Annotated in this window: 22 protein-coding genes; 17 read left to right on the top strand and 5 right to left on the bottom strand. The window is 66.4% G+C overall.

The genetic code is table 11. The annotated features are described in order from the left end of the window. Positions 1 to 12 precede the first annotated feature (12 nt). The 4 genes from A8G08_RS21255 (at position 13) to A8G08_RS21240 (ending at position 2,766) form a co-directional block, all read left to right on the top strand. Positions 13 to 828, top strand: a complete 816-nt coding sequence (locus A8G08_RS21255) for a DUF8020 domain-containing protein (protein ID WP_068278569.1) — start codon at positions 13 to 15, stop codon at positions 826 to 828. Between the two features lie 107 nt (positions 829 to 935). After that, positions 936 to 1,358: a DoxX family protein gene (locus A8G08_RS21250; RefSeq protein WP_084436673.1), complete on the top strand. Its 423-nt coding sequence runs from the start codon at positions 936 to 938 to the stop codon at positions 1,356 to 1,358. A gap of 228 nt (positions 1,359 to 1,586) precedes the next feature. After that, a complete protein-coding gene (locus A8G08_RS21245) occupies positions 1,587 to 1,943 on the top strand; it encodes a hypothetical protein (RefSeq protein ID WP_068278567.1) in 357 nt (118 codons plus the stop codon). 73 nt (positions 1,944 to 2,016) lie between these two features. Further along, positions 2,017 to 2,766: a PIG-L deacetylase family protein gene (locus A8G08_RS21240; RefSeq protein ID WP_068278565.1), complete on the top strand. Its 750-nt coding sequence runs from the start codon at positions 2,017 to 2,019 to the stop codon at positions 2,764 to 2,766. Here A8G08_RS21240 and A8G08_RS21235 read toward each other — a convergent pair. Next, entirely contained in the window at positions 2,753 to 5,551 is a 2,799-nt protein-coding gene (locus A8G08_RS21235; protein ID WP_068278563.1) for an AfsR/SARP family transcriptional regulator, read from the bottom strand. The genes A8G08_RS21240 and A8G08_RS21235 overlap by 14 nt on opposite strands. A 130-nt stretch (positions 5,552 to 5,681) precedes the next feature. On the opposite strand from A8G08_RS21235, the gene A8G08_RS21230 reads away from it, so the two are divergent. Continuing rightward, positions 5,682 to 6,728: a class I SAM-dependent methyltransferase gene (locus A8G08_RS21230; RefSeq protein WP_068278561.1), complete on the top strand. Its 1,047-nt coding sequence runs from the start codon at positions 5,682 to 5,684 to the stop codon at positions 6,726 to 6,728. A 45-nt stretch (positions 6,729 to 6,773) separates the two neighbouring features. On the opposite strand, the gene A8G08_RS21225 is transcribed toward A8G08_RS21230, so the two are convergent. Continuing rightward, on the bottom strand, positions 6,774 to 7,409 hold the full coding sequence (locus A8G08_RS21225) for a TetR/AcrR family transcriptional regulator (protein ID WP_157108718.1): 636 nt from the start codon (positions 7,407 to 7,409) through the stop codon (positions 6,774 to 6,776). A gap of 107 nt (positions 7,410 to 7,516) precedes the next feature. Between A8G08_RS21225 and A8G08_RS21220 the strand changes: the two genes are divergently transcribed. Both A8G08_RS21220 and A8G08_RS21215 read left to right on the top strand, forming a co-directional pair. After that, on the top strand, positions 7,517 to 8,791 hold the full coding sequence (locus tag A8G08_RS21220; protein WP_068278598.1) for a cytochrome P450: 1,275 nt from the start codon (positions 7,517 to 7,519) through the stop codon (positions 8,789 to 8,791). A gap of 194 nt (positions 8,792 to 8,985) precedes the next feature. Continuing rightward, a complete protein-coding gene (locus A8G08_RS21215) occupies positions 8,986 to 9,984 on the top strand; it encodes a ribonuclease HI (protein ID WP_068278559.1) in 999 nt (332 codons plus the stop codon). A 3-nt stretch (positions 9,985 to 9,987) separates the two neighbouring features. Here A8G08_RS21215 and A8G08_RS21210 read toward each other — a convergent pair whose 3' ends face one another. After that, on the bottom strand, positions 9,988 to 10,905 hold the full coding sequence (locus A8G08_RS21210; RefSeq protein WP_068278558.1) for a universal stress protein: 918 nt from the start codon (positions 10,903 to 10,905) through the stop codon (positions 9,988 to 9,990). A gap of 188 nt (positions 10,906 to 11,093) precedes the next feature. Here A8G08_RS21210 and A8G08_RS21205 point away from each other — a divergent pair, with 188 nt between their 5' ends. Continuing rightward, complete coding sequence (locus tag A8G08_RS21205) at positions 11,094 to 11,996, top strand: LLM class flavin-dependent oxidoreductase (protein ID WP_068278556.1); 903 nt, start codon at positions 11,094 to 11,096, stop codon at positions 11,994 to 11,996. A gap of 12 nt (positions 11,997 to 12,008) precedes the next feature. On the opposite strand, the gene A8G08_RS21200 is transcribed toward A8G08_RS21205, so the two are convergent. Next, positions 12,009 to 12,623, bottom strand: a complete 615-nt coding sequence (locus A8G08_RS21200) for a TetR/AcrR family transcriptional regulator (RefSeq protein ID WP_068278554.1) — start codon at positions 12,621 to 12,623, stop codon at positions 12,009 to 12,011. 164 nt (positions 12,624 to 12,787) lie between these two features. Here A8G08_RS21200 and A8G08_RS21195 point away from each other — a divergent pair, with 164 nt between their 5' ends. The 9 genes from A8G08_RS21195 to A8G08_RS21155 all read left to right on the top strand — a co-directional run bounded on the left by A8G08_RS21195 (position 12,788) and on the right by A8G08_RS21155 (position 23,399). After that, positions 12,788 to 14,179 carry a flavin-containing monooxygenase gene (locus A8G08_RS21195; RefSeq protein ID WP_068278553.1) on the top strand — a complete coding sequence of 464 codons (1,392 nt, stop codon included), beginning with the start codon at positions 12,788 to 12,790 and terminating at the stop codon, positions 14,177 to 14,179. Then, a complete protein-coding gene (locus tag A8G08_RS21190; protein ID WP_068278551.1) occupies positions 14,176 to 15,114 on the top strand; it encodes an alpha/beta hydrolase in 939 nt (312 codons plus the stop codon). The genes A8G08_RS21195 and A8G08_RS21190 overlap by 4 nt, the downstream gene beginning before the upstream one ends. A gap of 13 nt (positions 15,115 to 15,127) precedes the next feature. Continuing rightward, the gene (gene fadD1 / locus A8G08_RS21185; protein ID WP_068278549.1) at positions 15,128 to 16,723 is read left to right on the top strand and encodes a fatty-acid--CoA ligase FadD1; all 1,596 of its coding nucleotides are present in this window, start codon (positions 15,128 to 15,130) and stop codon (positions 16,721 to 16,723) included. 49 nt (positions 16,724 to 16,772) lie between these two features. After that, positions 16,773 to 18,509 (top strand): class I adenylate-forming enzyme family protein, encoded by a 1,737-nt coding sequence (locus tag A8G08_RS21180; protein ID WP_068278546.1) that lies wholly within the window; start codon positions 16,773 to 16,775, stop codon positions 18,507 to 18,509. A 23-nt stretch (positions 18,510 to 18,532) separates the two neighbouring features. Beyond that, a complete protein-coding gene (locus A8G08_RS21175) occupies positions 18,533 to 19,312 on the top strand; it encodes an SDR family NAD(P)-dependent oxidoreductase (RefSeq protein WP_187344505.1) in 780 nt (259 codons plus the stop codon). A 54-nt stretch (positions 19,313 to 19,366) separates the two neighbouring features. After that, positions 19,367 to 19,981: a TetR/AcrR family transcriptional regulator gene (locus tag A8G08_RS21170; protein ID WP_157108716.1), complete on the top strand. Its 615-nt coding sequence runs from the start codon at positions 19,367 to 19,369 to the stop codon at positions 19,979 to 19,981. A gap of 135 nt (positions 19,982 to 20,116) precedes the next feature. Beyond that, complete coding sequence (locus A8G08_RS21165) at positions 20,117 to 21,340, top strand: PP2C family protein-serine/threonine phosphatase (RefSeq protein WP_068278594.1); 1,224 nt, start codon at positions 20,117 to 20,119, stop codon at positions 21,338 to 21,340. 83 nt (positions 21,341 to 21,423) lie between these two features. Beyond that, the gene (locus A8G08_RS21160; RefSeq protein ID WP_068278592.1) at positions 21,424 to 22,962 is read left to right on the top strand and encodes a sensor histidine kinase; all 1,539 of its coding nucleotides are present in this window, start codon (positions 21,424 to 21,426) and stop codon (positions 22,960 to 22,962) included. Beyond that, positions 22,959 to 23,399, top strand: coding sequence for a response regulator (locus A8G08_RS21155; protein WP_068278542.1), 441 nt, complete (start codon positions 22,959 to 22,961; stop codon positions 23,397 to 23,399). The genes A8G08_RS21160 and A8G08_RS21155 overlap by 4 nt, the downstream gene beginning before the upstream one ends. A gap of 318 nt (positions 23,400 to 23,717) precedes the next feature. Here A8G08_RS21155 and A8G08_RS21150 read toward each other — a convergent pair whose 3' ends face one another. After that, positions 23,718 to 24,341 carry a TetR/AcrR family transcriptional regulator gene (locus tag A8G08_RS21150; protein WP_068278540.1) on the bottom strand — a complete coding sequence of 208 codons (624 nt, stop codon included), beginning with the start codon at positions 24,339 to 24,341 and terminating at the stop codon, positions 23,718 to 23,720. Positions 24,342 to 24,350: the final 9 nt, after the last annotated feature.

The following is a 24,350-nucleotide window of genomic DNA, read 5'->3' as shown; positions in this document are numbered from 1 at the left end:
TGAGGATCCAAAATGCGTATCAAGTCAGCGGCTGCGACCGCCGTGTTGGCCGCTGTGGCGGTTGCCGTCACTGCGGGGACGGCGAATGCCGCTCCGTCGCCGGCCGTGCCGGCTCAGTCAGCGCAGCCGGCCCCCCAGGCGTCCGAGGTCTCCTACGAGGTCACCAAGAGCGGCGACGCGGCGGTGCTGAATATCTTCGGCGGCAAGATCCAGCAGCTCGATTCGCAGCTGGTGATCAGTGACGCCGCCGACCACCAGATCGCCGTGCTTCCGTTGCGCGTTCAGATCGACGACATGGCGTACCCCGTTGCCGCACAGGTCGACGGTTCGACGGCAACCCTGACCCCGTCCAAGGTCGCCGGTGAGCGCGTGGCCGCTCCGGTGTCGCAGAACCAGGTCATCCCAGTCCAGCAGGCCGCGGCGCAGGGGGGCGAGTCGTTCATGCCGCGTGACGCTCAGGCGCTGGGTGCCTTCGCGCAGCGTGCCGGCGTCGGCACGGCTGTCAGCGCCGTGCTCGGCGCCGTGCTCGGCGCCGGTACCGGTTGCCTGATGGGCGCAGCGGTCGGCGCCACTCTCACCAGCCCGCTCATTCCGTTGCTCGTACCGTTTGTCGGCGGTGCAATCGCGGGCTGCCTGGTTGGCATGGCCTTGATGGGTCCCGTGGGCTCGATCGTCGGAACGGTGTTCGCGGGCGGTCCGATCATCGCGTTCTCGGCCTTCCAGTACTTCTCCACCATCCTTGCTCCGTGCCCGCCGCAGCTGGCGTACTGCAAGGATCCCGCCACGGTTCCGGCCCCCGCGGCGCCGGCCCAGCCCGCGGCCAAGTAGTCGAAGCCTCTTCAGCACAAAATGCGGATCCCTCGGGATCCGCATTTTGCGTTTCCGGACAGCGAGTTGAAGAGCGTGCGCCGCACTGTCGGGGTATCAAGAAGCGCATGACCGCTACCCAGTCCGTTCCGCTGCCCACCACCCGGCCAAGGACGTTCGCTCGGCTCGCGCTTGCCGGGGCGATGATCTTCGCCGGCTTCAGTCACTTGTTCTGGGGGCGCGAGGAGTTTCAGGCGCAGGTCCCGGAGTCGGTCCCGCTCGATGCCGACGGCGTCGTGATGGCCTCGGGCGGCGTGGAGATCATGCTCGGCCTCGGACTGGCGACGCTGAGCCGCGATCGGGTCCGCATGGGCAGGTTCCTCGCGGCATTCTTCGTCGCGGTCTTCCCGGGCAATATCGCGCAGTTCCTCAACAAGCGCGACGCGTTCGGGCTGAACACCGATCAGAAGCGTCTCGCGCGGCTGTTCTTCCAGCCGGTGCTCATCGCTTGGGCGCTGTGGTCGACGGCTGTCCCGCGCGCGAAGAACTGACCCGTACCCCACCTTTCAACCGAGCAAATTGTGTTCGTGGGGGCGAAGTTTTGCGCCCACGGAGAAGGTTCGCACCCGTGAGCGTGGTGTTCGGGCTCGTGTTTGTGTGCGCCCGGACCCGCGCTGGCAACTGCCGACGATTCGGAGAACACTGGATCCGTACATCGAGGGAGAAATCCGGGGCGCGTTCGATCCCATGACCGTCCCGTCGAGTACGGAGATGTCGAGATGATCATCGAAGGCGCGATCGAGCGATACAACTTCGACTGCCGCAATTGCGGGCACTCCTGGGCGGACGATTACACCGTCCAATACGTCGAGGACACGGAGGGCGGCGTCTGGTCGTTCTACCGGTTCCAGGGATCGGCCGTCCCGTCCCCGGGCGCAGGCGACCTCATCTGCCCGCAATGCCATCACGCGACGGTGTCCGGGAAGCTTGTCGGCCGCCACGAAGTGCCGTTGGCGACCTTGGCGGGCGACGCGCCGAGGCAGCGGGTGAGTAGCACCGCCGAAGAGCGACGCGAAGCCGCACCGGACCTGCCCGGGACGGTCGGGTTGACCGGGACGGAGCCGAGCGAGCGGTGACAGCGCCGCGTTAGTGCGCCGCTAGTGCGTCCCGACACGATCGGATCACACCGAACGTGAAGGGAGGTCGACCATGAACGACACCGCATCGGCCGTTGCCGGACTCGGCACCATCCTCGGCATCTGGGCGCACCCGGACGACGAGGCGTATCTGTCCGGCGGCGTGATGGCACTCGCCCGCGACCTGGGATCGCGCGTCGTCTGCGTGACCGCGACGCACGGTGAACGCGGTACCGACGATCCGCAACAGTGGCCACCGGAACGGCTCGCGGCGCAGCGCACGCAGGAGCTCGCGGACTGCCTCGCGATTCTGGGTGTCACCGAACATGTGTGGCTCGGCTACCGCGACGGCGAGTGCGCATCCGTCGAGCCGTACGCACCCATCGAACAGCTGTCCAGGGTGATCGATCGGGTGCAGCCCGACACGGTGCTCACCTTCGGCCCCGACGGCGTTACCGGCCACCCCGATCACCGTGCGATATCGGCGTGGGCGACCGCGGCGTTCGGGCGTGCGGCACCGGCGCACGCACGCATGCTCTATCCGACGGCGGCGCCGCGCCGCGAACAGCGCTGGTCCGCACTCAACGACAGCCTCGGTATCTTCCCGCCCGGGCTGCCCGTCGTCACACCGGACAACCGACTCGCCTTAGACCTGGTACTCGATGGCGACATCCTGACCCGGAAGGTCGCGGCCCTCAGAGCGCAGGAAACGCAGACCCGCGGCGTGATCGAGGTCATGGGGCCGGATCGCTACAACGCGTGGGTGGCCGACGAGTCGTTCGTCGACCACAGCGACGTCCCGGCTGCGGTCAGTGTGTGGTGAGGTGCCGCGCGATCGCCTGCCGAGCCAGACCGAGCACTGCCGCCCGACCGATGTCCGGCCGCGGGGCGGCCGTGGATGGTCGCTCCGCAACGGCCGGCGCGTCGGGCGCGGCGTCGGCGGCCGCATCGATCCGGTCCGCCACCTCATGGTCGCCGAGTGTCCGCAGCAGTCCAGCAAGGTTGCGCAAGGTCGTCCACAAATGCGTCCAATTGCCGGTGCGCGCGAAAGAGTCGATCACCTCGCGGTAGCCGGCGAGCGCCTCGGAAACCCGGCCGCCCCCGGCGCGGACCGACAGCATCCCTACGGTGGCCACACCGACGAGGAACGTCGCGCCGCTGCCGCGGGCCAGCTCGATGGCGAACTGGTAGTGCCGCTCCGCATCGTCGAGATTGCCTGCCAGACTGTCGATCTCGCCGTAAACGTACGCGCCCCACGAGCGCATCGACGGTGACTGCGCCCCGGCGAGCCCGCGGTCGTTCAGGGCTCGGGCGCCGGTGAGATCACCGGCGTACGCAGTGGCGAGCGCGGCAATGCCCAGGTTCTCGCGGTTGGTGCGCACCGCGGCCGAAAGCGAATGTTCGACGACATCGTCGAATGCACCGCGGGCCAGATCGGCAACCGACAGCGCCATCAGGCAATGCCAGGACGTGGCAGCGTCCGGCATTGCCAGGCCGGATCGGGCCAGCTGATCGGCACGAAGATAGTCACCGCGGTGATAAACGGCCTCGGCGGCGATACCGAGCAAAGTGGCGGCCTGCGGATGCGTGGCCACGCGCGGATCGTCGGCCAATTCGATTGCCCAGTCCCGGAGTTCGACGAGATTGCGGTAGGCGACGGCATCGAAGAGTCCGATGATCATCGCGGCGGCGTCATCGAGCGCGCTCCCTGCGCGGGCGAGCCGCCAGGCCGTGCGCAGGTTCCCCAACTCGCGGCGCAACACCGCGTCGGCGTCCGGTTCGCGGTCGGTACTCATCTGCGCGCCGATCACCGTGCACAGGTCGACGGCCCAGTGCACCAGATTCCGTTCGGCCGCAGCCGATTCGTTGGCGGCAGCGAGCCGGTCGCGGCCGAACGCCCGCAGAGTCTCCAACATTCGGTAGCGGGTGGCGCTCGCGAACGTCACGTCGATCATCGACGTGTCGACCAAACGCGCCAGCATCCGGCCCGGGTCGTCGGCCGAGCCGAGATCGGCGGCGATCCGCTCGGCTGTGCCGAGGTCGAAGCCGTCGGTGAATACCGCGAGGTTGCGGAACAGTTGTCGCTCGTCCTCGTTCAGCAGCCGGTAAGACCATTCGACGGTGGAGCGCAGCGTTGCGTGCCGGGACCCTGCTGCCTCTGCACCGAGCAGATCGAGGGATCGGTCGAGGCGATCGCGCAGGTCGCTGAGCGAGAATGTCGACAGTCGCCCCGCGGCGAGCTCGATGGCCAGCGGCATGCCGTCGAGACGGCGGACGATATCGGCGATCATCGGCGTGTCGGTGGGCGTGGCTGAGCTACCGGGGCGCACCCGCCGGGCGCGCTCGACGAACAGCGCCACGGATGGAGCCGCGGAGGCGTCCCGGTCCGGTTCGGGCAGTGCCAACGGCGCGAGCCGATGGACGTATTCGACGGCGAGACCGAGCGGTTCGCGGCTTGTCGCCAGCACCGTGACCGCAGGGCAACCGGCGAGGATCGCCTCCACCATGCTGCGAGCACCGGCCAGCACGTGTTCGCAGTTGTCGACTACGAGCAGCCCGGGCCGATTGCCCAGCAGTGCAACGCAAGCCGCCAGCACATCACCCTGTTCGACTTCGAGTTCGAGTGCGCCGGCAACAGCGAGGGGGAGCGCGGCCGGATCGGTTATCGGTGCGAGTAACACGACCGTAGAGCCGTCGAGTGCGGCGGCGAGCTCGACGCCGATGCGGGTCTTGCCGACCCCGCCGGGCCCCACGATCGTGACGAGTCGTTCGTTCTCCAATAGTGAACGTAATAGGGCGATTTCGTCGTCGCGGCCGATCAGCAGCCCGGTCGGCGGCAGAGATCCCGAAAGCGCGGGCGCGGGAGCGGATGCCGTGCCAACGGCGATGTCGCGCTCGAGCGCAGCCAGCGCTGCGGTCGGGTCCAGGCCGGTTTCCTCGGCGAGCCGGCGGCGATACTCGCGGCCGATCCGCAGTCCCTCAGCACCATCGCCGGTGGCGGCAAGCGCGCGCATGTGGAGCCGGACGGCGTTCTCGCGCAACGGGTCAGCCGCGGCGGAGGTGGCCGCCATGCCCACGATTTCATCGGCCTGACCAGCGACGACCGCCGCGTCGATGAGCGCGTCGACGACATCGCGATGCAGCCGCTCGTACTCCTCGGCGGCGTTGGCGACCGCATCGATCGTGACGAGGTCGGCGAGCACCGGCCCGCGCCACAGCTGGTGTGCTTCGCGCAGGGCGGTGAGCGCACGGTCCGAATCCCGTTGCGCCGCAGCGAGTGACATGCGTGCCTCCGTCACATCCAGCTCGGCGGGATCAAGTATCAGCCGATATCCCTCGTGTCCGGTCTCGAGTCGTTCCGCTGCCGGGCCCAGCTGGGCGCGCAGCCGGGAAACGTGATTGTGCAATGCTTGACGGCCCGAGTCGGGCACCTGCGCGGGCCACAGTGCGTCGATGAGGCGGTCGACCGTGACGACGCGTCCCTCGGCGATGGCGAGTAGTGCGAGGACCGCCCGGCGTTTGGTGCCCGAAACCTCGATGGCGGCACCATCGACGAGCAAACGAAGCGGGCCGAGCAGCTCCACCCGAATCGGTGGCGAATGGGCCATCACACCCCCGTGACGAGGTCGTACTCGTGCGCGTTAGCACGACGATAGCCGATGTCAGCGCCACGACAGCGGGCGAACGGACCCTTTCGACAGGACCGGGATTGCCGGTGGACGGAAGGAGAAGCAGGAGATGATTCAGGACAAGGTGACCGAGTTCCTCGGCCGATTCGCGGCTGATCTCGCGGCGACCGAAGCTGCCGGTTCGGTGGCTGTCGGGTACCGGCTGGGCCTTTATCAGGCACTCGCGCAAGGCCCGGCGACTCCTGCCGCATTCGCCGCGCGGACCGGCTGCAACGAGCGCTACCTGACCGAGTGGCTGCGCGGGCAGGCGGCGGGCGGGTACGCCAGCTATGACCCCGCCACCGAGGAGTTCTCGCTTACCGAGGAGCAGGCGTTCTGCCTCGCGGATCCGAATGGCCCCAACGTCTCGGCGGCATTCCTCGCCGCGCTGGGCATGTTGCGGGCAGAACCGAAGATCAGCGCGGCGTTCCGGACCGGCGAAGGGGTGGGCTGGCACGAGCACCACGAGGACGTATTCGTGGGCTGCGATGCGTTCTACCGGCCGGGATATGTCGCGGATCTGGTGCCGAACTGGATTCCCGCACTCGACGGTGTAGAGGCCAAGCTTGCGCGCGGCGCTCGGGTCGCGGACGTCGGCTGCGGGCTCGGCTCGTCGTCGCGGTTGTTGGCCGAGGCTTTTCCGAACAGCATCGTGACCGGTTTCGATTATCACGCGGAATCGATTGCGCTGGCTCGCAAGCAGGCTGCCGAGGATGGTCTCGCGGACCGGGTGGGCTTCGAGGTTGCCGCTGCGCAGGATTTCGCCGGAACGGGTTATGACCTGGTGGCGATGTTCGATTGCCTGCACGACATGGGTGACCCCCTCGGCGCTGCACGGCACATCCGCGACGCGCTATCTCCGGATGGCACCTGGCTGCTCGTCGAACCGAACTCCTCGGATCGCGTCGAGGAGAACTTCACCACTGTCGGCAGGCTGTACTACAGCGGGTCCACGTTCCTGTGCCTGCCCAACAGCCTGTCCCAGCCGGGCGGCTACGCCCTCGGCGCGCAGGCGGGCGAGTCCGCGGTCCGGGAACTCGCCACCGCGGCGGGATTCGGTTCGTTCCGGCGGGTCGCCGAGAGCGCGTTCAACGTGGTGTACGAAATTCGCCTGTGACAGGTGGCGGGGATCCGCATCGGGGCCGGAGCGCATGCTCCGGCCCTATCGCAGGTCCGACCCGAGTTGCCGCAGCAACTGGTCGATCCGCTGCCGCACTCCACCGGTCGAATCGTCGGGTGGCAGGACACTCGCAAACATCGCGGCGCCGGAGGCGATGACCAGGATCGCGAAGGCGTCGATCTCGGTCTCCGCGCTGTGCGTGTGGTCGAGATTGTCGGAGACGGCGTTCGTTGCCGGGCGCACCAGGTGATCCCACAGGCGGTGCCGTAGTTCGGGGTCGTGCTCGAGTGCGGTCAGGATGCCCGGCAGGGCCGAACGGATGTCGGGGCGCTCGAACAGTGCCCGGCTGACCGTGATGACGGAATCGACCCAGCCTGCCGAAGTGGTACCGACGACAGGGTCAACCGTCGCTAGATCGCCCAGCGCGGCATCAAGCACCAGTTCTGCCTTGGATGCCCAGCGGCGGCTGATGGTCGCCCGTCCGACGCCCGAACGCGCCGCGACGGCCCGCACGCTCAGCTCGTTCCAGCCCACGTCAGCCAGCATTTCTCGCACGACGGGCAGTACGCGTCCCTCAACCGTCTCGTCCCGGGGGCGACCGCCGCGTGCGCGCACGTCGGAGTCAGCGCTCCGCGCAAGCGCATCGATCGCCACGCTCCCGGATTTCGTCGTGCTCAACTCTTGACCTCCATTGTAGTGCCATTGGTATCGTAACCAATGGCACCGTTACTTAGCGGTGTACCGACGAAACGCATCCTCGAATGCGATCCGGCGAAGGTGACGACATGACGATAAGCGCCAGCGACGACGCCGTACGCGCGTCCACCAATCCCCAAGCGTGTCCTTTCATGCATGACGGATTCGATTTCACGGATCCGGACATGCTCCTGAACGGGATACCCCTCTCCGAGTTCGCGCAACTCCGCAAGGCCGCGCCGATCTGGTGGAACGCGCAGCCCGATCTGGACCTGTTCGACGATGACGGCTATTGGGTGATCAGCAAGCACGCCGACATCCGGGCTATCTCCAAGGATCCGCAGCTATGGTCGACGAACAAAAAGGGCGTCATCATGCGGTTCCCCGACGAGATGCTGAAAGAGCAGCTCGAGATGACGAAGGCCCTGCTGATCAACCACGACCCGCCGGAGCACACGCGGCTGCGCAAGCTCATCTCGAAGCTGTTCACCCCTAGGGGTGTCGCGGGGCTGCACGAAAAGCTCGACATCGCGGCCCGGAAGCTGGTCCAGGAGGCCGTCGAGCGCGGTGAGGGCAACTTTGTCGACGAGGTTGCCGCACAGCTCCCGCTTCTCGCGATCGCCGATCTGATCGGTGTTCCCGAGGAAGACCGCGAGAAGCTGTTCCACTGGTCGAACTCGATGATGAACACCGACGACCCGGATTGGGACGACGACCCGGCGCAGGCCAACGCGGAGGTCCTCGCCTACGCGTACAACATGGCCGAGCAACGTCGGAAGTGCCCGGCCGACGACATCGTCACCACACTGGTCAACGCCGATATCGACGGCGAGCATCTCGACGAGGCGGAATTCGGCTTCTTCGTCATCCTGCTCGCTGTGGCCGGCAACGAAACGACTCGAAATGCCATGGCGCAGGGCATGAATGCCTACTTCGAGAACCCGGACCAGTGGGAGTTGTTCAAGCGCAACCGCCCGAAGACTGCCGCCGACGAGATCGTTCGGTGGTCCACCCCGGTCAACGCGTTCCAGCGAACCGCGTTGCACGACACGGAACTCGGCGGCGTCACCATCAAGGAAGGCCAGCGGGTCGGACTGTTCTACGGATCGGCGAACTACGACGAGGATGTCTTCGATCGTCCGTTCGAATTCGATATCACCCGCGACCCGAACCCGCATTTGGGCTTCGGCGGCATGGGTACGCACTACTGCATCGGTGCGAACCTTGCCCGGATGGAGATCGACATCATGTTCAACGCGATCGCCGATATCGCGCCGGACATCTCGAAATTGGCTGAGCCGCAGCGCTTGCGGTCCGGCTGGATCAACGGCGTGAAGAACCTGCAGGTGCGGTATACGCCCTGAGCAGCTGAACGTCTTCGCCCACTTTTCGTGACTTCGCGCGGGATCCGGCGCACGGAAGCGAAAAGTGGGCGCTCGCGTCGGTGCGAAAAAGATGGACGCTCGCGTCCGCGCGCGGCGACCCAGAATTGTCGGACCCTTCCGCAATCATGTGCTGTTCACCACCCGGAAATTTCGGTGGTGCGGAAGGGAAGACGATGGGCGAGAGATTGCCCGAGGAGCGACCGAAGCCGCGGTGGCGCCCCGCGCGGATCGACGTGGTTCCGGCGACCGCGCGCCCGATCATGTCTATTGCGGTTGCCCTCAGCCCCGCCGATCTATCCGGACGGTTCCATTTCATTGCGCAGACAACCGGGGCGAGTCTGTCCGGTGTGATCGCCGCCAATTCCGCCGAGGACGCGGTCATCGAGTTGATTCACCGCGTGCGGCGCGGAGCACGCGTGCACCGGATCCGTTTCGTCGTCGCCCTCCCGCATCAAAGCCCGATGTGGCGGATTGCGGATGAGGTGCCGATCCTGTTGCCCGGTGTGACGGTCGATCGGCCGGCTCTGTTGGATCTACCGCTGATCGACGTGGCGAGGAGTCGGGTAGCGGCGGCCGCCGCTGCGAGTCGAGCACTGCCACAGGCGAAACCGATCGCGATTCTCCGTGCGGTCGACACCTCGCCGGTCACGGTCGCCACCGACGGATCGGTGCGCGGCAGCTACACGGGCTGGGGCTGGCTCGCATCCACCGGAGATTTCGGCCTTTTGGGTTTCCGGCACGACACCCGGCAGGTCGGAACGCGCGTCGTGCTGATCGCGGAACTGCGTGCGATCGGTGACGCGATCCGTCGCCTGAAAGGGCGGAAGCTGACCATTCTCACCGACAGCCGCCAGGCGTTGAACATGATCAGCGACTGGATGAACGGCTCCGACAGGCTCCCGAGCGGCTACACCACCGATCGCGCCAATGGCGAGTCCGGGCTGATCAAGATCCGCAGGCTCGTCATCTGCGAGCGGGACAATCTGACCCTGCGCTGGGTGCCCGGGCACGCCGGCGAGCCGCTGAACGAGGGCGCCGACGCGCTTGCTCGGCTCGCCTCGCGTTATGCGCGCGGCGACAGCGAACTCAACGGTATGGACTACCCCGTCCGCGCTGCCGGTCTGGCTCGGGCGTTCGCCGAGCACTACAACCGGCAGTGCGGCACCGCATAGTGCTCACTCCTCGCGCGGCGAGCGGGCCACCAGGACCGGGCAACGCGCATGCGCGACAAGAGCATTGGAGACCGAGCCGAGCAGCAGCCCGCGGAAGCCGCCACGACCGCGGCTGCCAACGACGAGCAGCTGTGCCTCGTCGGACAGTTCGAGCAGCCGATCGCGCGGCGCGTCCGCGTACACGCGACGCTCGACGTTGACATCGGGGTACTTCTCCTGCCATCCCGCAAGGCGCTCGGCCAGCATCGCGCGCTCGATGACCTCGTAGTCGATGGGCGGGGTCAAGTGCCCGGAATCGCCGGCGTACTTGGCGGTGGAAAGTCCGATATCGCTCCAGGTGTGCAGGGCGATCAGCGGCGCGTTGCGGCGCGATGCCTCGTCGAACGCGAGGGCGATGGCGTGATCGCTCAACGCGCTGCCATCGACGCCGACGACGACCGGGCCGGTGCGCGGCGGAAGGTCGGAACCGCGTGCGTTGCGCACCACCACGACCGGGGCATGCGCGTGGCTGGTGACTGCGACCGCGGTGGATCCGATCGCGCCCAGCCGGCCAGCTCCCGATTCTCCGATGACGACGAGTTGCGCCTCGTGCGATAGCTCGACGAGCACGCGGGCCGGCGGCTGCCGGGATACCTCCGCGCTGATCTCGAGTCCTCTGTCGACCTCTTGGGCCAGTTGCGCGGCGGCGCCGACGATGGTCTTGCCCTCGGCGAGTAATTGGTCCTCGAAGCCGGGGGCGGCGTCGAACGCATTGCCGTAAACCCAGGTCATGTCAGCCAATCCAATGGCGTACACGATCCGGAGAGGACGGTTGCGAGTCGAGGCGAGCTCGGCGGCATAACGCACGGCGGCGTTCGCGGCGGCCGAACCATCGGCTCCGACGAGGATGTGCGCTCCGCTGGTGGGCAGGTTCGCGGTCATCGTGCTCCTCCTCGAGCGGGTGATGGTCACGGTGATTGGTGACCGATCCGCTTCACCCGCTCCACCCACGATGTTTCGCCCGTCCGGTGCCGGCCGAAAGGGGCGGAAGACACCAGGAAAAGGGACCTTCGCCGACGCGCCGTTCCGTCGTTATCCTAATCGGACCGCAGGCGACGACAGGCGAATCCATGACAGTGCAGTTCGGGGTATTCGTTCCACAGATCCGCATCGACCTGGCCGGCATGCGTGCGCGGGCCGTGGCCGCCGAGGATGCCGGATTCGACTCGTTCTGGCTGGCGGACCACCTGTATTCGCCGGGGACCCGGCCGGTGGACGTGTTGGAGAGCTGGACTTTGCTCACCGCACTGGCGGGTGCGACCTCAAACGTACGGCTTGGACATATGGTGGCCTGCAACCCGTTCCGACACCCAGCCGTCATGGCGAAGACGGCTGCGACGCTCGATCAGGTCAGTGGTGGCCGATTCGAGCTCGGTATCGGCTGGGGTTCGGTCGAGCCGGAATTCGAAACGTTCGGTATTCCAGTGGGTTCGCGCCGCGAACGAGCCGAGCAACTCGGCGAGACGCTGGAGATTTTCCGGGCAATGTGCACGGGGGAGGTGTTCGACTACTCCGGCAAACACTTTCAACTTCGCGGCGCTTACGGCCTACCGGTACCTGTGCAGGAGCGGATTCCGGTGCATATTGGTGGTGGCGGTGCGCAATTGACGATGCCGCTCGTTGCGCAGCATGCGGACTGGTGGAACTGCGTCGGCTATGCGCGAGACCGGTTCGATGAGCTCGCCGCGCTGCGCGGCAGCGCGCGGATCTCCGGGCAGTATCCGGTCGGGCTGGCTGCCACCGCTGCGGAGGTCGACGAGGTACGCGCGGTTATCGACCGGCGGATGCCCGAGGGCGGCTGGGGCACACCGATTCTGGGCACAGCAGATGCCGTGATCGAGCAGTTGGTCGCAGAGCACGAGCGCGGCGTCGAGCTGTTCGTGCTGCGGTTCCACGATTTCGGTGAACCCGAGACACTCGGGCGGTTCGGCCGCGACGTCATCACGCCGTTGCGCGTAGCGCTCGCAGGCTGAGGCTCGGTCGGGTTACGCGTCGCCGCGCAGCCCAGGCATGACAAACCGGCGTAGGTGGCGGAGCACGGCCACCGGGTCATCTGGGTCGAGCGTGTGGCCGGGCACGGTGGCGAGGCTGATCAGGATGCGCGCAATCCACTCGCTCACCTCGGTGTCATCGCCGGTCGCATCGATCTCGCCGCGCTCACGCGCTGCCGTGACATACGGCAGCCAGAACAGGGCCAAGTCGGGCACCAGGCCCTGCACGCCTGCACCGGCGCACGCCGCGAATTCCTCCGGTTCGGTCATGCGCAACCGCATGACCAGCGCGCCGGGGGAGTCGTAGGCGGAACGCCCGAGTCGAACCCCTGCCGCGAGTTGCTCCTCGAAGTGCTCTACCTCGTCCAGTTCGCGATGCGAGCGCGCCCAGTACTCGTCGTTGAGGCGCACGATTGCCGCGCCGAGCAGCGCCTGCTTGTCGGGAAAGTGGCGGTAGAGCCAGGCCCGGGACACGCCGGCTTCCTCGGCGACCTGCAGCATCGTGGTGGCGCGGATTCCCTTGGTCGCGAGCAGCGTTTCGGCGGCATCGAGCAGGCGCTCGGTCACCGTCGGCGCAGTGGCGTCGGTGTGGCTGTCGGTTTCGGTCATCGCGGTCCTCGTCTGCCCTGTGGAAAGTGTCTTCGGCAGGTCCCCCGAGGGACTTTAACAGGTTCTAGACAGATTCTAGAAAGTGTGTACTGTCCTCGGTAGACAGATCTTGAACTCTGTGCACCGCGCTGGTCATCGGCCGTGCGGGCAGGCAAGGAGTGGGCATGGCACTTCCGGTCACCGCCGTCATCGGCGCGGGCATCAGCGGTTTGACGGCGGGCAAGATGCTCGCGGACTACGGCGTCCCGTACGTGTGCTTCGAATCGTCCGACCGGATCGGCGGCAACTGGGCCTTCGGCAACCCGAACGGGCACAGCAGCGCGTACCGGTCGCTGCACATCGACACCTCGAAGCATCAGCTTTCGTTCCGCGACTTCCCGATGCCGGACCACTTCCCGGACTTCCCGCATCACACGCAGATCAAGCAGTACCTCGATTCCTACGCCGAAGCGTTCGACCTCGAGCGGAATATCGAGTTCCGCAACGGCATCACCCACGCCCAGCGTCTCGAGGGTGGTGGATGGAAGCTGGAAACCGAGACCGGGCAGACCCGATTCGCCGACCTGCTCGTCGTTGCCAACGGCCACCACTGGGATCCGCGCTACGCCGATTTCCCGGGCGAGTTCACCGGCGAGAGCATTCACGCGCACCACTACATCGATCCGCAGACGCCACTCGACTTCTCCGACAAGCGAATTCTGGTTGTCGGGCTCGGCAACAGCGCCGCCGATATCGCGGTCGAGTTGTCCTCGAAGGCACTGCGCAACCACGTGACGCTGTCGACCCGGTCGGGCGCCTGGATCGTGCCCAAGTACATCGCAGGCCGTCCGGCGGACAAGTACTACAAGACCAACCCGCACATCCCGCTGGCGTGGCAACGGAAGTTCGTCCAGACGTTTCAGCCCCTGACCGCCGGGCGACCCGAGAACTTCGGGTTGCCGACGCCGAATCACAAGTTCTTCGAGGCGCATCCGACGCAGTCGGTGGAGTTGCCGTTGCGGCTCGGCTCGGGCGATGTCATTCCGAAGCCGAATGTCAGCCGACTCGACGGCGCCACAGTCCATTTCGATGACGGCACATCCTCCGACTTCGACGTCATCATCTACGCGACCGGGTACAACATCACGTTCCCGTTCTTCGACGAGGACTTCATCAGCGCGCCGGACAACCGGATCGATCTTTACAAGCGGATGTTCTCGCCGGGCATCGACGACCTGATCTTCGCCGGCTTCGCCCAGGCGACGCCCACGCTGTTCCCCTTTGTGGAGAGCCAGGCGCGGCTCATCGGCGCATACGCGGTTGGGCGCTACCAGTTGCCGTCCGTCGCGGAGATGCACGACACCATCGCGGCCGATATGCAGAAGTACACCGGGCACATGCTCGACCGCCCCCGGCACACCCAGCAGTTGGACTACTTTCTCTACGAACACGACATGCGGACCCGAGAGATTCCGACGGGTGTGCTCCGGGCCGAGAGGCAGGGACCACCGACCTGGGCTGGAGTCGCGGATGACGCCGAAGGCGAAGGCATGGAACTGAAGGCAGGTGCCCGCTGATGCGTAGGACAATCGAGTTCGTTGCCCAGGGTGTGCCGTGCGAGGCGTGGTTCTACCCGGCCGCCGACGGGGTGGCCCCGGAACTCGAGGGCCCCGCTGGTCGACCGGTGGTCGTGATGGCGCATGGCCTCGGCGGCACCAAGGATTCCGGGCTCGAGCCGTTCGCGGAGCGATTGGCTGCGGCCGGGCTGCCGGTGTTCGCATTCGACTACCGCGGTTTCGGTAGGTCGGCGGGTACCCCGCGTCAATCCGTCTCGGCGCGCGGTCAGATCGACGATTACCGCGCCGCAATGGTTGCGGCTGCCGAACAGCCCGGTGTTGACCCGAATCGTCTTGTGCTGTGGGGAGTTTCGCTTTCCGGCGGACACGTCCTGATGGCCGGCGCGGATCGGAACGACGTTGCCGCGGTTGTGTCCGTCACCCCATTGGTGAATGGGCTCTCCGCCGCGCGGCTGGCGTTACAACACCACAAGGTCGGTTCGATCGCTCGGTCCAGCTCGGCTGGGTTCGCGAGCTCGATCGCCAAGCGACTGCGCAAGCCCGCCGTGATGATGCCGCTCGTGGCTCGGCCGGGTGAGGTCGCGGCGCTCAGCCTCGACGGGTACTACGAGGGCTACCTCGCGATCGCGGGGCCCACTTGGCGCAACGAGGTCGATGCGAGCCTCGGCAGCCAGCTCGGCGCCTACCGCGCCGATAAGGCCGCTAGCCGGCTCGGCTGCCCCGTGCTCATGCAGATCGCCGATTTCGATCGCGGCGCCCCGCCGCAGGCCGCTGCGAAAGCGGCCTTCAAGGCGCGGGCCGAGGTGCGGCACTACCCGTGCGATCACTTCGGTGTGTACGCCGGCCAGCAGTTCTTCGAACCGGTGGTGAAGCACCAGATCGCCTTCCTGCTCCGCCATCTCGCCCGGTCCACCGCGTCCGCGACGCCTCGCTGAGGAGAACCACTTCATGGCCGACACAATTCAGCAGTTGTTGCGCGAGCGCGCCGAAAGCGATTCGACCGCAATCATTTACGGCGATCAGCGAACCACCTGGCGGGAGTATGTCGCCGACGCGTCGGCTGAGGCGGCCGCGCTGATCGCGATGGCCGACAAGGACCGGCCGCTGCATGTGGGCGCGCTGCTGTCCAACTCGCCCGACATGCTCGTCGCGATGGCCGCGGCGGGTCTCGGTGGGTTCGTGCTGTGCGGAATCAACAACACGCGTCGGGGTGAGAGCCTCGCCCGCGATATCGCCAAGGCGGACTGTCAGATCCTGCTTGTGGATGCCGCGCACCGTGACCTGCTCGACGGTCTCGACCTGCCCGGTGTCACGGTCATCGACACCGCGGATCCGGCTTGGCGGCAACGCAAGAGTGCTGCCGGACCGCTCGTGCCGCACGCCGAGACGACTGCCACCGACACGTACATGATGATCTTCACCTCGGGGACCAGCGGTGACCCCAAGGCCGTGCAGGTCGCAAACCTGATGATCATGTTCGCCGCCGACATGCTGGCCAACAGGTTCGGGCTGACACCCGACGATGTGTGCTACCTGTCGATGCCGTTGTTCCACTCCAATGCGGTCGTTGCGGGATACGGGGTGGCACTGGCCGCGGGCGCGGCGATGGTGCCGACGAAGTTCTCCGCGTCGCGCTTCCTCGACGATGTGCGCGGCTACGGGGTGACGTACATGAACTACGTCGGCAAGCCGCTCGCGTACATCCTGGCCACGCCGGAGCAGGACAACGACCAGGACAACACCCTGCGCGTGGCGTTCGGCAACGAGGCGTCCGACCGCGATATCGCCGAATTCTCGCGGCGATTCGATACGAACGTGGTCGACGGGTTCGGTTCCACAGAGAACGCCGTCATCATCGCGCGTGATGCCGACACGCCGCTCGGCTCGGTCGGCAGGGGCCTGCCCGACGTGGGCATCTACGATCCGGTCACAGTAACTGCTTGCGCAACAGCAGAATTCGATGAACACGGTGCGCTGACGAACGCGGACGAAGCGATCGGCGAGCTGGTCAACACGCAGGGCAGTGGGTTCTTCTCCGGCTACTACAACGACACCGCGGCCAACGATGACCGGCTGCGTGGCGGCATGTTCTGGTCCGGTGACCTCGCGTACCGCGATGCGGACGGCTGGATCTACCTCGCCGGCCGCACCGCCGACTGGATGCGGGTGGACGGTGAAAATCTCGCCGCGGCACCGATCGAACGGGTGCTGCAACGCCTCGGCGCGGTTAGCCGCGTCGCGATCTACGCGGTGCCGGACGCGAATATCGGCGATCAGGTGATGGCCGCAATCGTGTTGCGCGACAACACCACACTTCGGCCCGAAGAGCTGGAGCAGTTCCTTGCCGAGCAGGAGGATCTTTCGCCGAAGGCGTGGCCGCGCTACGTGCGGATCGACGCCGATCTGCCCACCACGGCGACCAACAAGATCCTCAAGCGCGAACTGGCTGCACAGGGTCCGACCGCCGGCGGCGGCGTGTTGTGGGTGCGCGAAGAGCGCGGAACCGCATATCGCCCGGACGATGTCGCGGCCGCGACAACGTAAGCGCCACAACACCGTAAACGAATAGCTCGGGCCGAATCGAAGAGGTGCAATGCCGGAGTCAACTTCGGAGGCGAAGTCTCCTGATGTGTCGGAGGCGAAGTCTCCTGCAGTCGTGTACCGCGAGATCGAGGCGGCGCTGACGGCCACCGGAGCGCCATTCGAGATGGTCGACGCGCAGGTGCGCGGCGACACCATCCGCACCTATCGGCATGCCGCGCCGACGCTGTACGAGGTCGTATCCGAGTTCGAGGACCGGTTCGCCGACAACGTGCTCACTGCTGGTGTCGGCGGCGAGCGCAGCTACCGGGACGTCTTCGAGGACGCTCGTCGATTCGGTGCCGCGCTGCGCGAGGACTTCGGTGTCGAGCCGGGCGATCGCGTCGGCATCATGATGAACAACCAGGCGGCGTACCTGATCGCCTTGTTCGCCATCACGCGGATCGGCGCGGTCGCAGTGCTCCTCAATAGCCGTTCGGTTGCCGCGGAGATTGCGGTCGCTCTCGACGAGGTGCCGTGCGCGGTTGTCGTCGCGGACGCGAAGTCGGCGAGCGTCCTGTCCGAGGCCGGTGTCGACGCGCCCATCGTGCTGACCGAGACCGACACGCCGGGAGTTGCGAGCCTTGCCGAACTCACTGCTACACCGCGCAGCGCGCCCGATCCGTATGCACCAGATACTGATTCGGTCTGTCTGATTCTGTTCACCTCCGGCACGTCCGGGCGACCGAAGGGTGTGCTGCTCACGCATCGCAATATCTGCAACGTCGTAATGAACATGCGCTACGTCGCGGATACGAACCTCGAATTCGCTTCGCGCACTTATGGGATCGCCGTCGATGACCTGCGGGCGATGATGCCGATGGTCTCCGCGCTGCTCATCTTCCCGTTGTTCCACGTTTCCGGCATTGCGGCGCTCATGGCAACGATGAACTCCGGCGGCCGCGTCGCGACGCTACCCCGCTGGGACGCGTCTGCGGCGGCGGACCTCATTGCCGAGTACCAGCTGAGCCTGATGGCCGGGCCGCCGATGACGGTGGACGACCTGCTCGCGTTGCCTGATGGCGCCGAGCGGCTCGGCACTCTGCTCAACGTCGTCCCGGGCGGTCAGGCGACACCTCCGAACGTCACTGCCCGCATTGCCGATCGCCTGCCGAATGCCCGGCGCAGCGCTGGTTGGGGCATGACCGAGGTAGGCGGCAGCGTGTGCACGGCGGGCGGGGACATCCTCGCCGCGCACCCGACCACCTCCGGTGCGATGAGCCCGACAATGGATGTGCGCGTGGCGGATCCGGACGGCACCGAGCTGCCCGCCGGGCAGGTGGGGGAGCTGCAACTGCGTGGTGCCCTGGTGATGGCGGGTTATGCGGGCCGCCCTGACGACACCGCCGATGCGTTCGATGGCGCCTGGCTGCACACCGGTGATCTCGGCTTCCTCGACGAGCACGGCCTGGTCTACATCGTGGATCGTGCGAAGGATCTGGTCATCTCGGCGGGCGAGAACATCTCGTGCGCAGAGGTGGAATCCGCGCTGTCGCGGTCCGATCGTTTCGTCGAGGTCGCGGCATTCGGAGTGCCCGATGAGCGCCGTGGCGAACGCCTGATCGCGGCAGTCACCGTTCGCGACGATGCGCCGGCCCTCGAGGCCGAAGATGTTCGGGAACTCGCACGCGAGGTGCTGCCCGAATACAAGTTGCCCGCCGAGATCGTGTTCGATCTCGGCCCGCTGCCGCGGACCGCGTCCGGCAAGGTCATCAAACGCCAACTGCGCGAACGTTATTTGGCGCGCTGATCCACCACCCAAAGGAGCACAGGATGTCGCAGCGGAAGGTCGCCGTGGTTACCGGCGGCGCCTCGGGAATCGGACTCGCCACGGTGGCGACGCTGTCACAGCAGGGCGACATCGTCGTGCTCGCCGACGTGAACGAGGCGGCTGCACGCGAGCGCGCGGCCGAGTTCGGTGACGCTGTGACGGCCGCGCACCTCGATGTCACCGTGGAGGACTCGGTCGCCGAGCTTTTCGCGCACACCCTCGCCGAGCACGGCCGCATTGACACGGTGGTGAACTGTGCGGGCCTGTCGATTCCGGGCGCGATCGCTGATCTCGAACTCGCGGACTGGGAAACGACGATCGGCGTGTGCCAGACCGGGACATTCCTGGTTCTGAAGTACGCCGCGCGGCATGTCTCCGATGGTGGTTCCGTGGTGTGCATCGCTTCGTTGAACGGCCGCCAGCCCGGAACAGGCCTGGCCGCCTACTGCGCGGCGAAGGCAGCGGTACTGATGCTGACCGAGGTCGCCGCAATGGAACTCGCGCTGCGCAAGATCCGCGTGAACGCCATCTCCCCGGGACTGGTGGAGACGCCGCTGGTCGCCGGAATCGCGTTCGTGCCGGGCCTGCACGACGAGTACGTCGAGAACACCCCCCTCGGCCGGGCCGGAACGGCGGAGGAGGTCGCCGACGTGGTCGCCTTCCTCGCGTCGGACAAGGCGGGCTGGATGACGGGTGCGGCTATCGACCTCAACGGTGGCGCACACACGAAGCGGTATCCGGATGTGCTCGGCCGCGTCCGGGCAATGGCCAATCAGTCATAGCTCCTTCTATGAAGGCAGTGACGGGGCGTGTGGACGGCTGGCTATGATCCGACGGTGGTAGTCAGCGCCAAGGGGACCCGTCTCAATCGGCGCGGTATGCAGACGCGGCTGCACATGATCGATGTCGCCATCCGTTGCCTTGCGGCCCCGCGCGAGGGTGAGCAGGTCAGTGCGAATCTCGTCGCGCGCGAGGCCGGGGTCACATGGGGCACCGTGCAGCATCAGTTCGGCGATGCCGACGGACTGTGGGCTGCGGTGCTCGAGCACATCCTCGATGAATGGCAACCAGTCAAGGCGCCCGCCGAGCAGAGCGAGTCGTTGGAAGAACGCGTCGAGACCATCGTGACGCGGTTCTGGCGATCGCTCGGGGCGCCGCAGGCCCGGGCCGTCGGCAACCTGCGCCAACTGCTCCCGGGCAACCGCACCGATCTCGAAGCCTCGTTTCCGCGCAGCGCTTCCGCGATCGCCGCCTGGGACCGTGCGTGGACCGACGCGTACGAGGGCGCGCTGGCCGATCTTGCCGTTGATGAGGTCAAGCTGCGGCGGGTGCGGATCTTCCTGCCGGGCGCCCTGCGCGGCATGCGGGCGGAATCGGAACTGACCACGTACTTCGATCTCGATGAAGGCCGCCGCGGCATGGTCGACGCGATCGTGGCCTACCTGCGCTGATTCGATTGACCGCCCCCACCGGTGTGGAGTACAAGGACTGGCGGCACCGACTGCGATCGGTATTGTCGGCGAAGGTTGTCACACGAGTAACGGCCATCCCGGCCGTCGCAAGGTGACGTGGAGGACGTGGTGACGATGACTGCCCGGCGCGATTCGGATGCAGGTCCGGTACCCGGCCTCGTCGGCGCGCCCACAGCCCATTGGGAGCAGTTGAACCTGCTGTTGGTCGAGGATGACCGAGCGGATGCTCTGCTCGTCGAAGAGTTGATCGTCGACGCAGGCACCAACCGCGGAATGACCTGGGCGCCGTCGATGGCACGCGCCGAACTTGCCGTGACGAGTTCTCGGCCGGACTGCGTCCTGCTCGATCTGAACCTGCCCGACGCGCACGGCATGGACGCGCTCGACCGGATCGGCAATCTGGATCCGACCATTCCGATCGTCGTGCTCACGGGCCTCAACGACGAGCACTTCGGCGTGAGCGCTGTCGCTGCGGGAGCGCAGGACTACTTGGTCAAGGGGCGCGTAGAGCCCGAAACGCTGCGTCGAGCGGTGCTGTACGCCATCGAACGCAAGCGCGCCGAACTTACCGCGGTCGATTTGCACGCCAGCCGCCTGCATGCGCGCGAGAATGCCCGGCTCGAGCGCGGTCTGCTCGCAACGCCACTGCTGCATGAGGATCCGGGCGTCGAGATCGTCACCCGGTATCGGCCGGGCCGCGAGAACTCACTGCTCGGTGGCGATTTCTTCGATGTCATCCAGACGCCGGACCGCACTGTTCACGTGCTGATCGGGGATGTCTCCGGACACGGTCCCGACGAGGCCGCACTCGGTGTGGCGCTGCGAATTGCCTGGCGGGCCCTTACTTTTGCGGGTTTGCATGGATCGGCGCGCATGCGCGAGCTGGAACGCATCCTGCGCACCGAGCGTGCCAGCACCGGCATTTTCGCGACCGTGATCAGCCTCGCGATCCGCGAGGGCAGGCCCACGATCACGTCGGTGCGGGCGGGGCACCCAGGGATGCTGTTGCACGGTCCGGACGGAACCGTGGAGTGGGTCGAACCGCCGGGCGGTCCAGCGCTGGGCCTGAACACCTCGGAGTGGGAGCCGCAACAGGTGGAACTGCCGGCGGGCTACGGGCTGGTGCTGGTGACCGACGGACTGTTCGAAGGGCACTCCGGCGAAGGCAACGAGCGGCTGGGTGAGGACGGCCTGCTGGAACTTGCGCGGTCCGTCGCCGAACTGCAGGGCCCGGAGTTCGTGGATGCGCTGATCGATGGAGCTGACGAGCGCGCGCAGGCCCAGGGTGGATTGCGAGATGACGTCGCTGTAGTCCGGGTTGAGCGGAAACCGTGGTGAGCGCGGACTTTGGCGCCGAGCCCACTAGGCGGCGCGGCTCGCCACTGACGGTCCAGGGCTGGCTTTTGCTCGTGCTCTCGATCATGAGTGTGGTGGTGCTCGCCGGTGCGATCGTCGGCGGCGTGTTGCTCGACCGCACCGACGATGTGTCCGACGAGTTGATCGACGACATTCAGCCGGCCCGGGTCGCCGCTTACGCGCTGCAGGCGGCACTGCGCGATCAGGAGACCGCCGCGCGGGGCTACGCGATCGCGGCGGACGCACAGTTCCTCGAGCCGTTCTACACCGGACAGGCGTCCGAAAACATAGCGGCACAGAACATTCGAGAGCTGGTCGGGGATCGACGCGAGTTGGTCGCCGATCTGGAGGCGATCGAGCAGGCGAGCGAGTTGTGGCGGACGAACTATGCCGAACCGCTGATCGCCAGCGTTGTGGCCGGTGAGCCGGAGCTGGTGGACGGCCAGACGGCCTTGCAGGGCAAGGCCGAATTCGACCGGATGCGAACACTGTTCGACAAGCAGAACGAGGACCTGCGCACGGCGCGATCGGATGCGGTCGACGATCTCGAACAAATCCGCGGCTGGCGCAACATGGTGCTCATCGCCTTGGTGATGGTCTTCTTCGTCACAATGCTCCTGCTCGCGGTGCTGGTGCGCTCCGCCGTCACGCGTCCGCTCGGAGCATTGGCGGCGGCCTGTCGGCGCATCACCCAGGGCAACTTCGGCGAGCGAATCGTCCCGCAGGGCCCCAAGGACATTCGTGCCATCGCCACCGACGTGGAGAACATGCGGCAGCGGATCGTGGACGAGCTCGATGCTGCCCGGCAGGCGCGGGAGCGCCTGGCCGAGCAGGCCGACGCACTCGACGAGCAGGCGATCGAACTGCGACGAAGCAATGCCGAACTCGAGCAGTTCGCCTACGTCGCATCGCATGATCTACAGGAACCGCTGCGGAAGGTGGCCTCGTTCTCTCAGCTGCTGGAGAAGCGCTACGGCGACCAGCTCGACGATCGTGCACATGAGTACATCGGCTTCGCGGTGGATGGCGCGAAGCGGATGCAGGTCCTCATCAACGACCTGCTGACGTTCTCACGGGTGGGACGGCTCAATGTCGCGACCAGCGACGTCGACCTCGACTCGGCCGTGAACACCGCGCTCGACAACCTCTCGACTACGATCGAGGAGAACGGCGCACAGATCGTGCTTCCGGAGGGACCGCTTCCGCACGTGAGCGGTGACCCGACCCTGTTCGTGATGCTGTGGCAGAACCTCATCGGGAACGCGGTCAAGTTCCGCCAGCCCGACACGGCGCCCCGGATTGTGGTCGAATACGAGCCTGGACCCGAGAACGATGGCGAGTGGCTGTTCAGTGTCACCGACAACGGCATCGGCATCGGCGAAGAGTTCGTCGACAAAGTCTTCGTCATCTTCCAGCGATTGCACGGCCGCGACGTCTATACCGGCACCGGTATCGGGTTGGCGCTGTGCAAGAAGATTGTCGAATATCACGGCGGCACGATCTGGATCGACAGTTCCTTCACCGAAGGAACTCGGTTCCATTTCACGCTGCCGGTGGCGGTGGAGAACCACTCCGCGTCTGTTGTGGAAGGAACACACGTATGACTCCGACCAGTCGAGCAATCGACGTCCTGCTCGTGGAGGACGATCCGGGAGACGAGCTGATCACGCGAGAAGCCTTCGAACACAACAAGATCAAAAACTGTCTCCACGTTGCCCATGACGGTGAAGAAGGTCTCGACTTTCTGTACAAGCGCGGCGCTTTCGCTGACGCGCCCCGCCCCGACCTGATCCTGCTCGACCTGAACTTGCCGAAATACGACGGGCGGCAGTTGCTCGAGACGATCAAGTCCGACGCCGACCTGTGCCATATCCCCGTGGTCGTGCTCACCACCTCCTCGGCGGAGGAGGACATCCTGCGCAGTTACAAGTTGCATGCCAACGCCTACGTCACGAAGCCGGTCGATCTGGATCAGTTCATGAGCGCGGTACGTCAGATCGACGAGTTCTTCGTGCAGGTGGTCCGGCTCCCGCAGTTCTGAGCGCGGGCCGATCGATCAGGGCGCTCACGCCGCGCGGCGTGCACCGACGAACTGGGTGATCCCGCCGGCCGCCACAGGCGCTCGTAACATGCGGCCACTGTCTTGCTCTGCATCGCACGTTGAGCGAGGGTGGGCCGCGCCGGCGCCGCGGGCGGCAATAAGTCGATGAAGCCGGCGTCGGTGCAATCCGTCGAATATGTCGCGCACTCGCGAATGAGCCCGCGCGCGATCGATGTCGACCAAACACCGCCGGGCTGAACGGGCGAGCAGTATTCCTGCTCGGTCATGGTGTGATCACGATGACCGAGCAGGAACGGTTCACGGGCGAGAACTGCGCCTGGCGGCGAGGAAGTCGTCCACGATCTGTGCGTAGGCCGGGGCGTCCAGCGATGGCAGCCCGGCGATGCGCGGGAAGACGATCGGCCCGATCAACTGGTTGACGGCGAGGGCATCATCGAAGTCACCGAGCTCGGCCCGGTTCGCCGGATCGCCGAGCAACTGATCGAGTGGCGCACGGTACTGCTGGATGATCCGGTTTCGCAGCGCGGCGATCGCCTCGATCTGGCGTGGATCGGTCGCGCCGAGCGCAAGCCACGCGATCGTCGTCATGACCGGTACATCGTCGATGAGTGCGGCCTGGCGGGTGAGTAGCGCGACGAGGCGGTCTCGCAGCGACCCGATATCGGGCGGCGGGGACACCGGCGGAATCAGGCGCTCGAAGGCCGCGGCGAGCAGTTCGGTACTGCTGGGGAAGTGCCGATAGAGCGTGGTGCGCGCGACCCCGGACACCCGGGTGACTGCGTCGATGGTCACCGCGTCGATACCGCCACTGAGCAGCAGCTCCGTGGTCGCATCGAGCAGTCGTGCCCGGGAGCGTTGCCGCCGGGGGTCGACGCTCACCGGCTCCTCGGTCTTGGTTGTCGTCTTCGAGTTATCGCTCATTGCCTGCCT

Origin of the sequence: Aldersonia kunmingensis (assembly GCF_001646865.1) — a bacterium.
GTDB classification, from domain to species: Bacteria; Actinomycetota; Actinomycetes; order Mycobacteriales; family Mycobacteriaceae; genus Aldersonia; species Aldersonia kunmingensis.
Note: the sequence above shows the minus strand (reverse complement) of the source record. Positions and strands in the feature narration are given on the sequence as shown.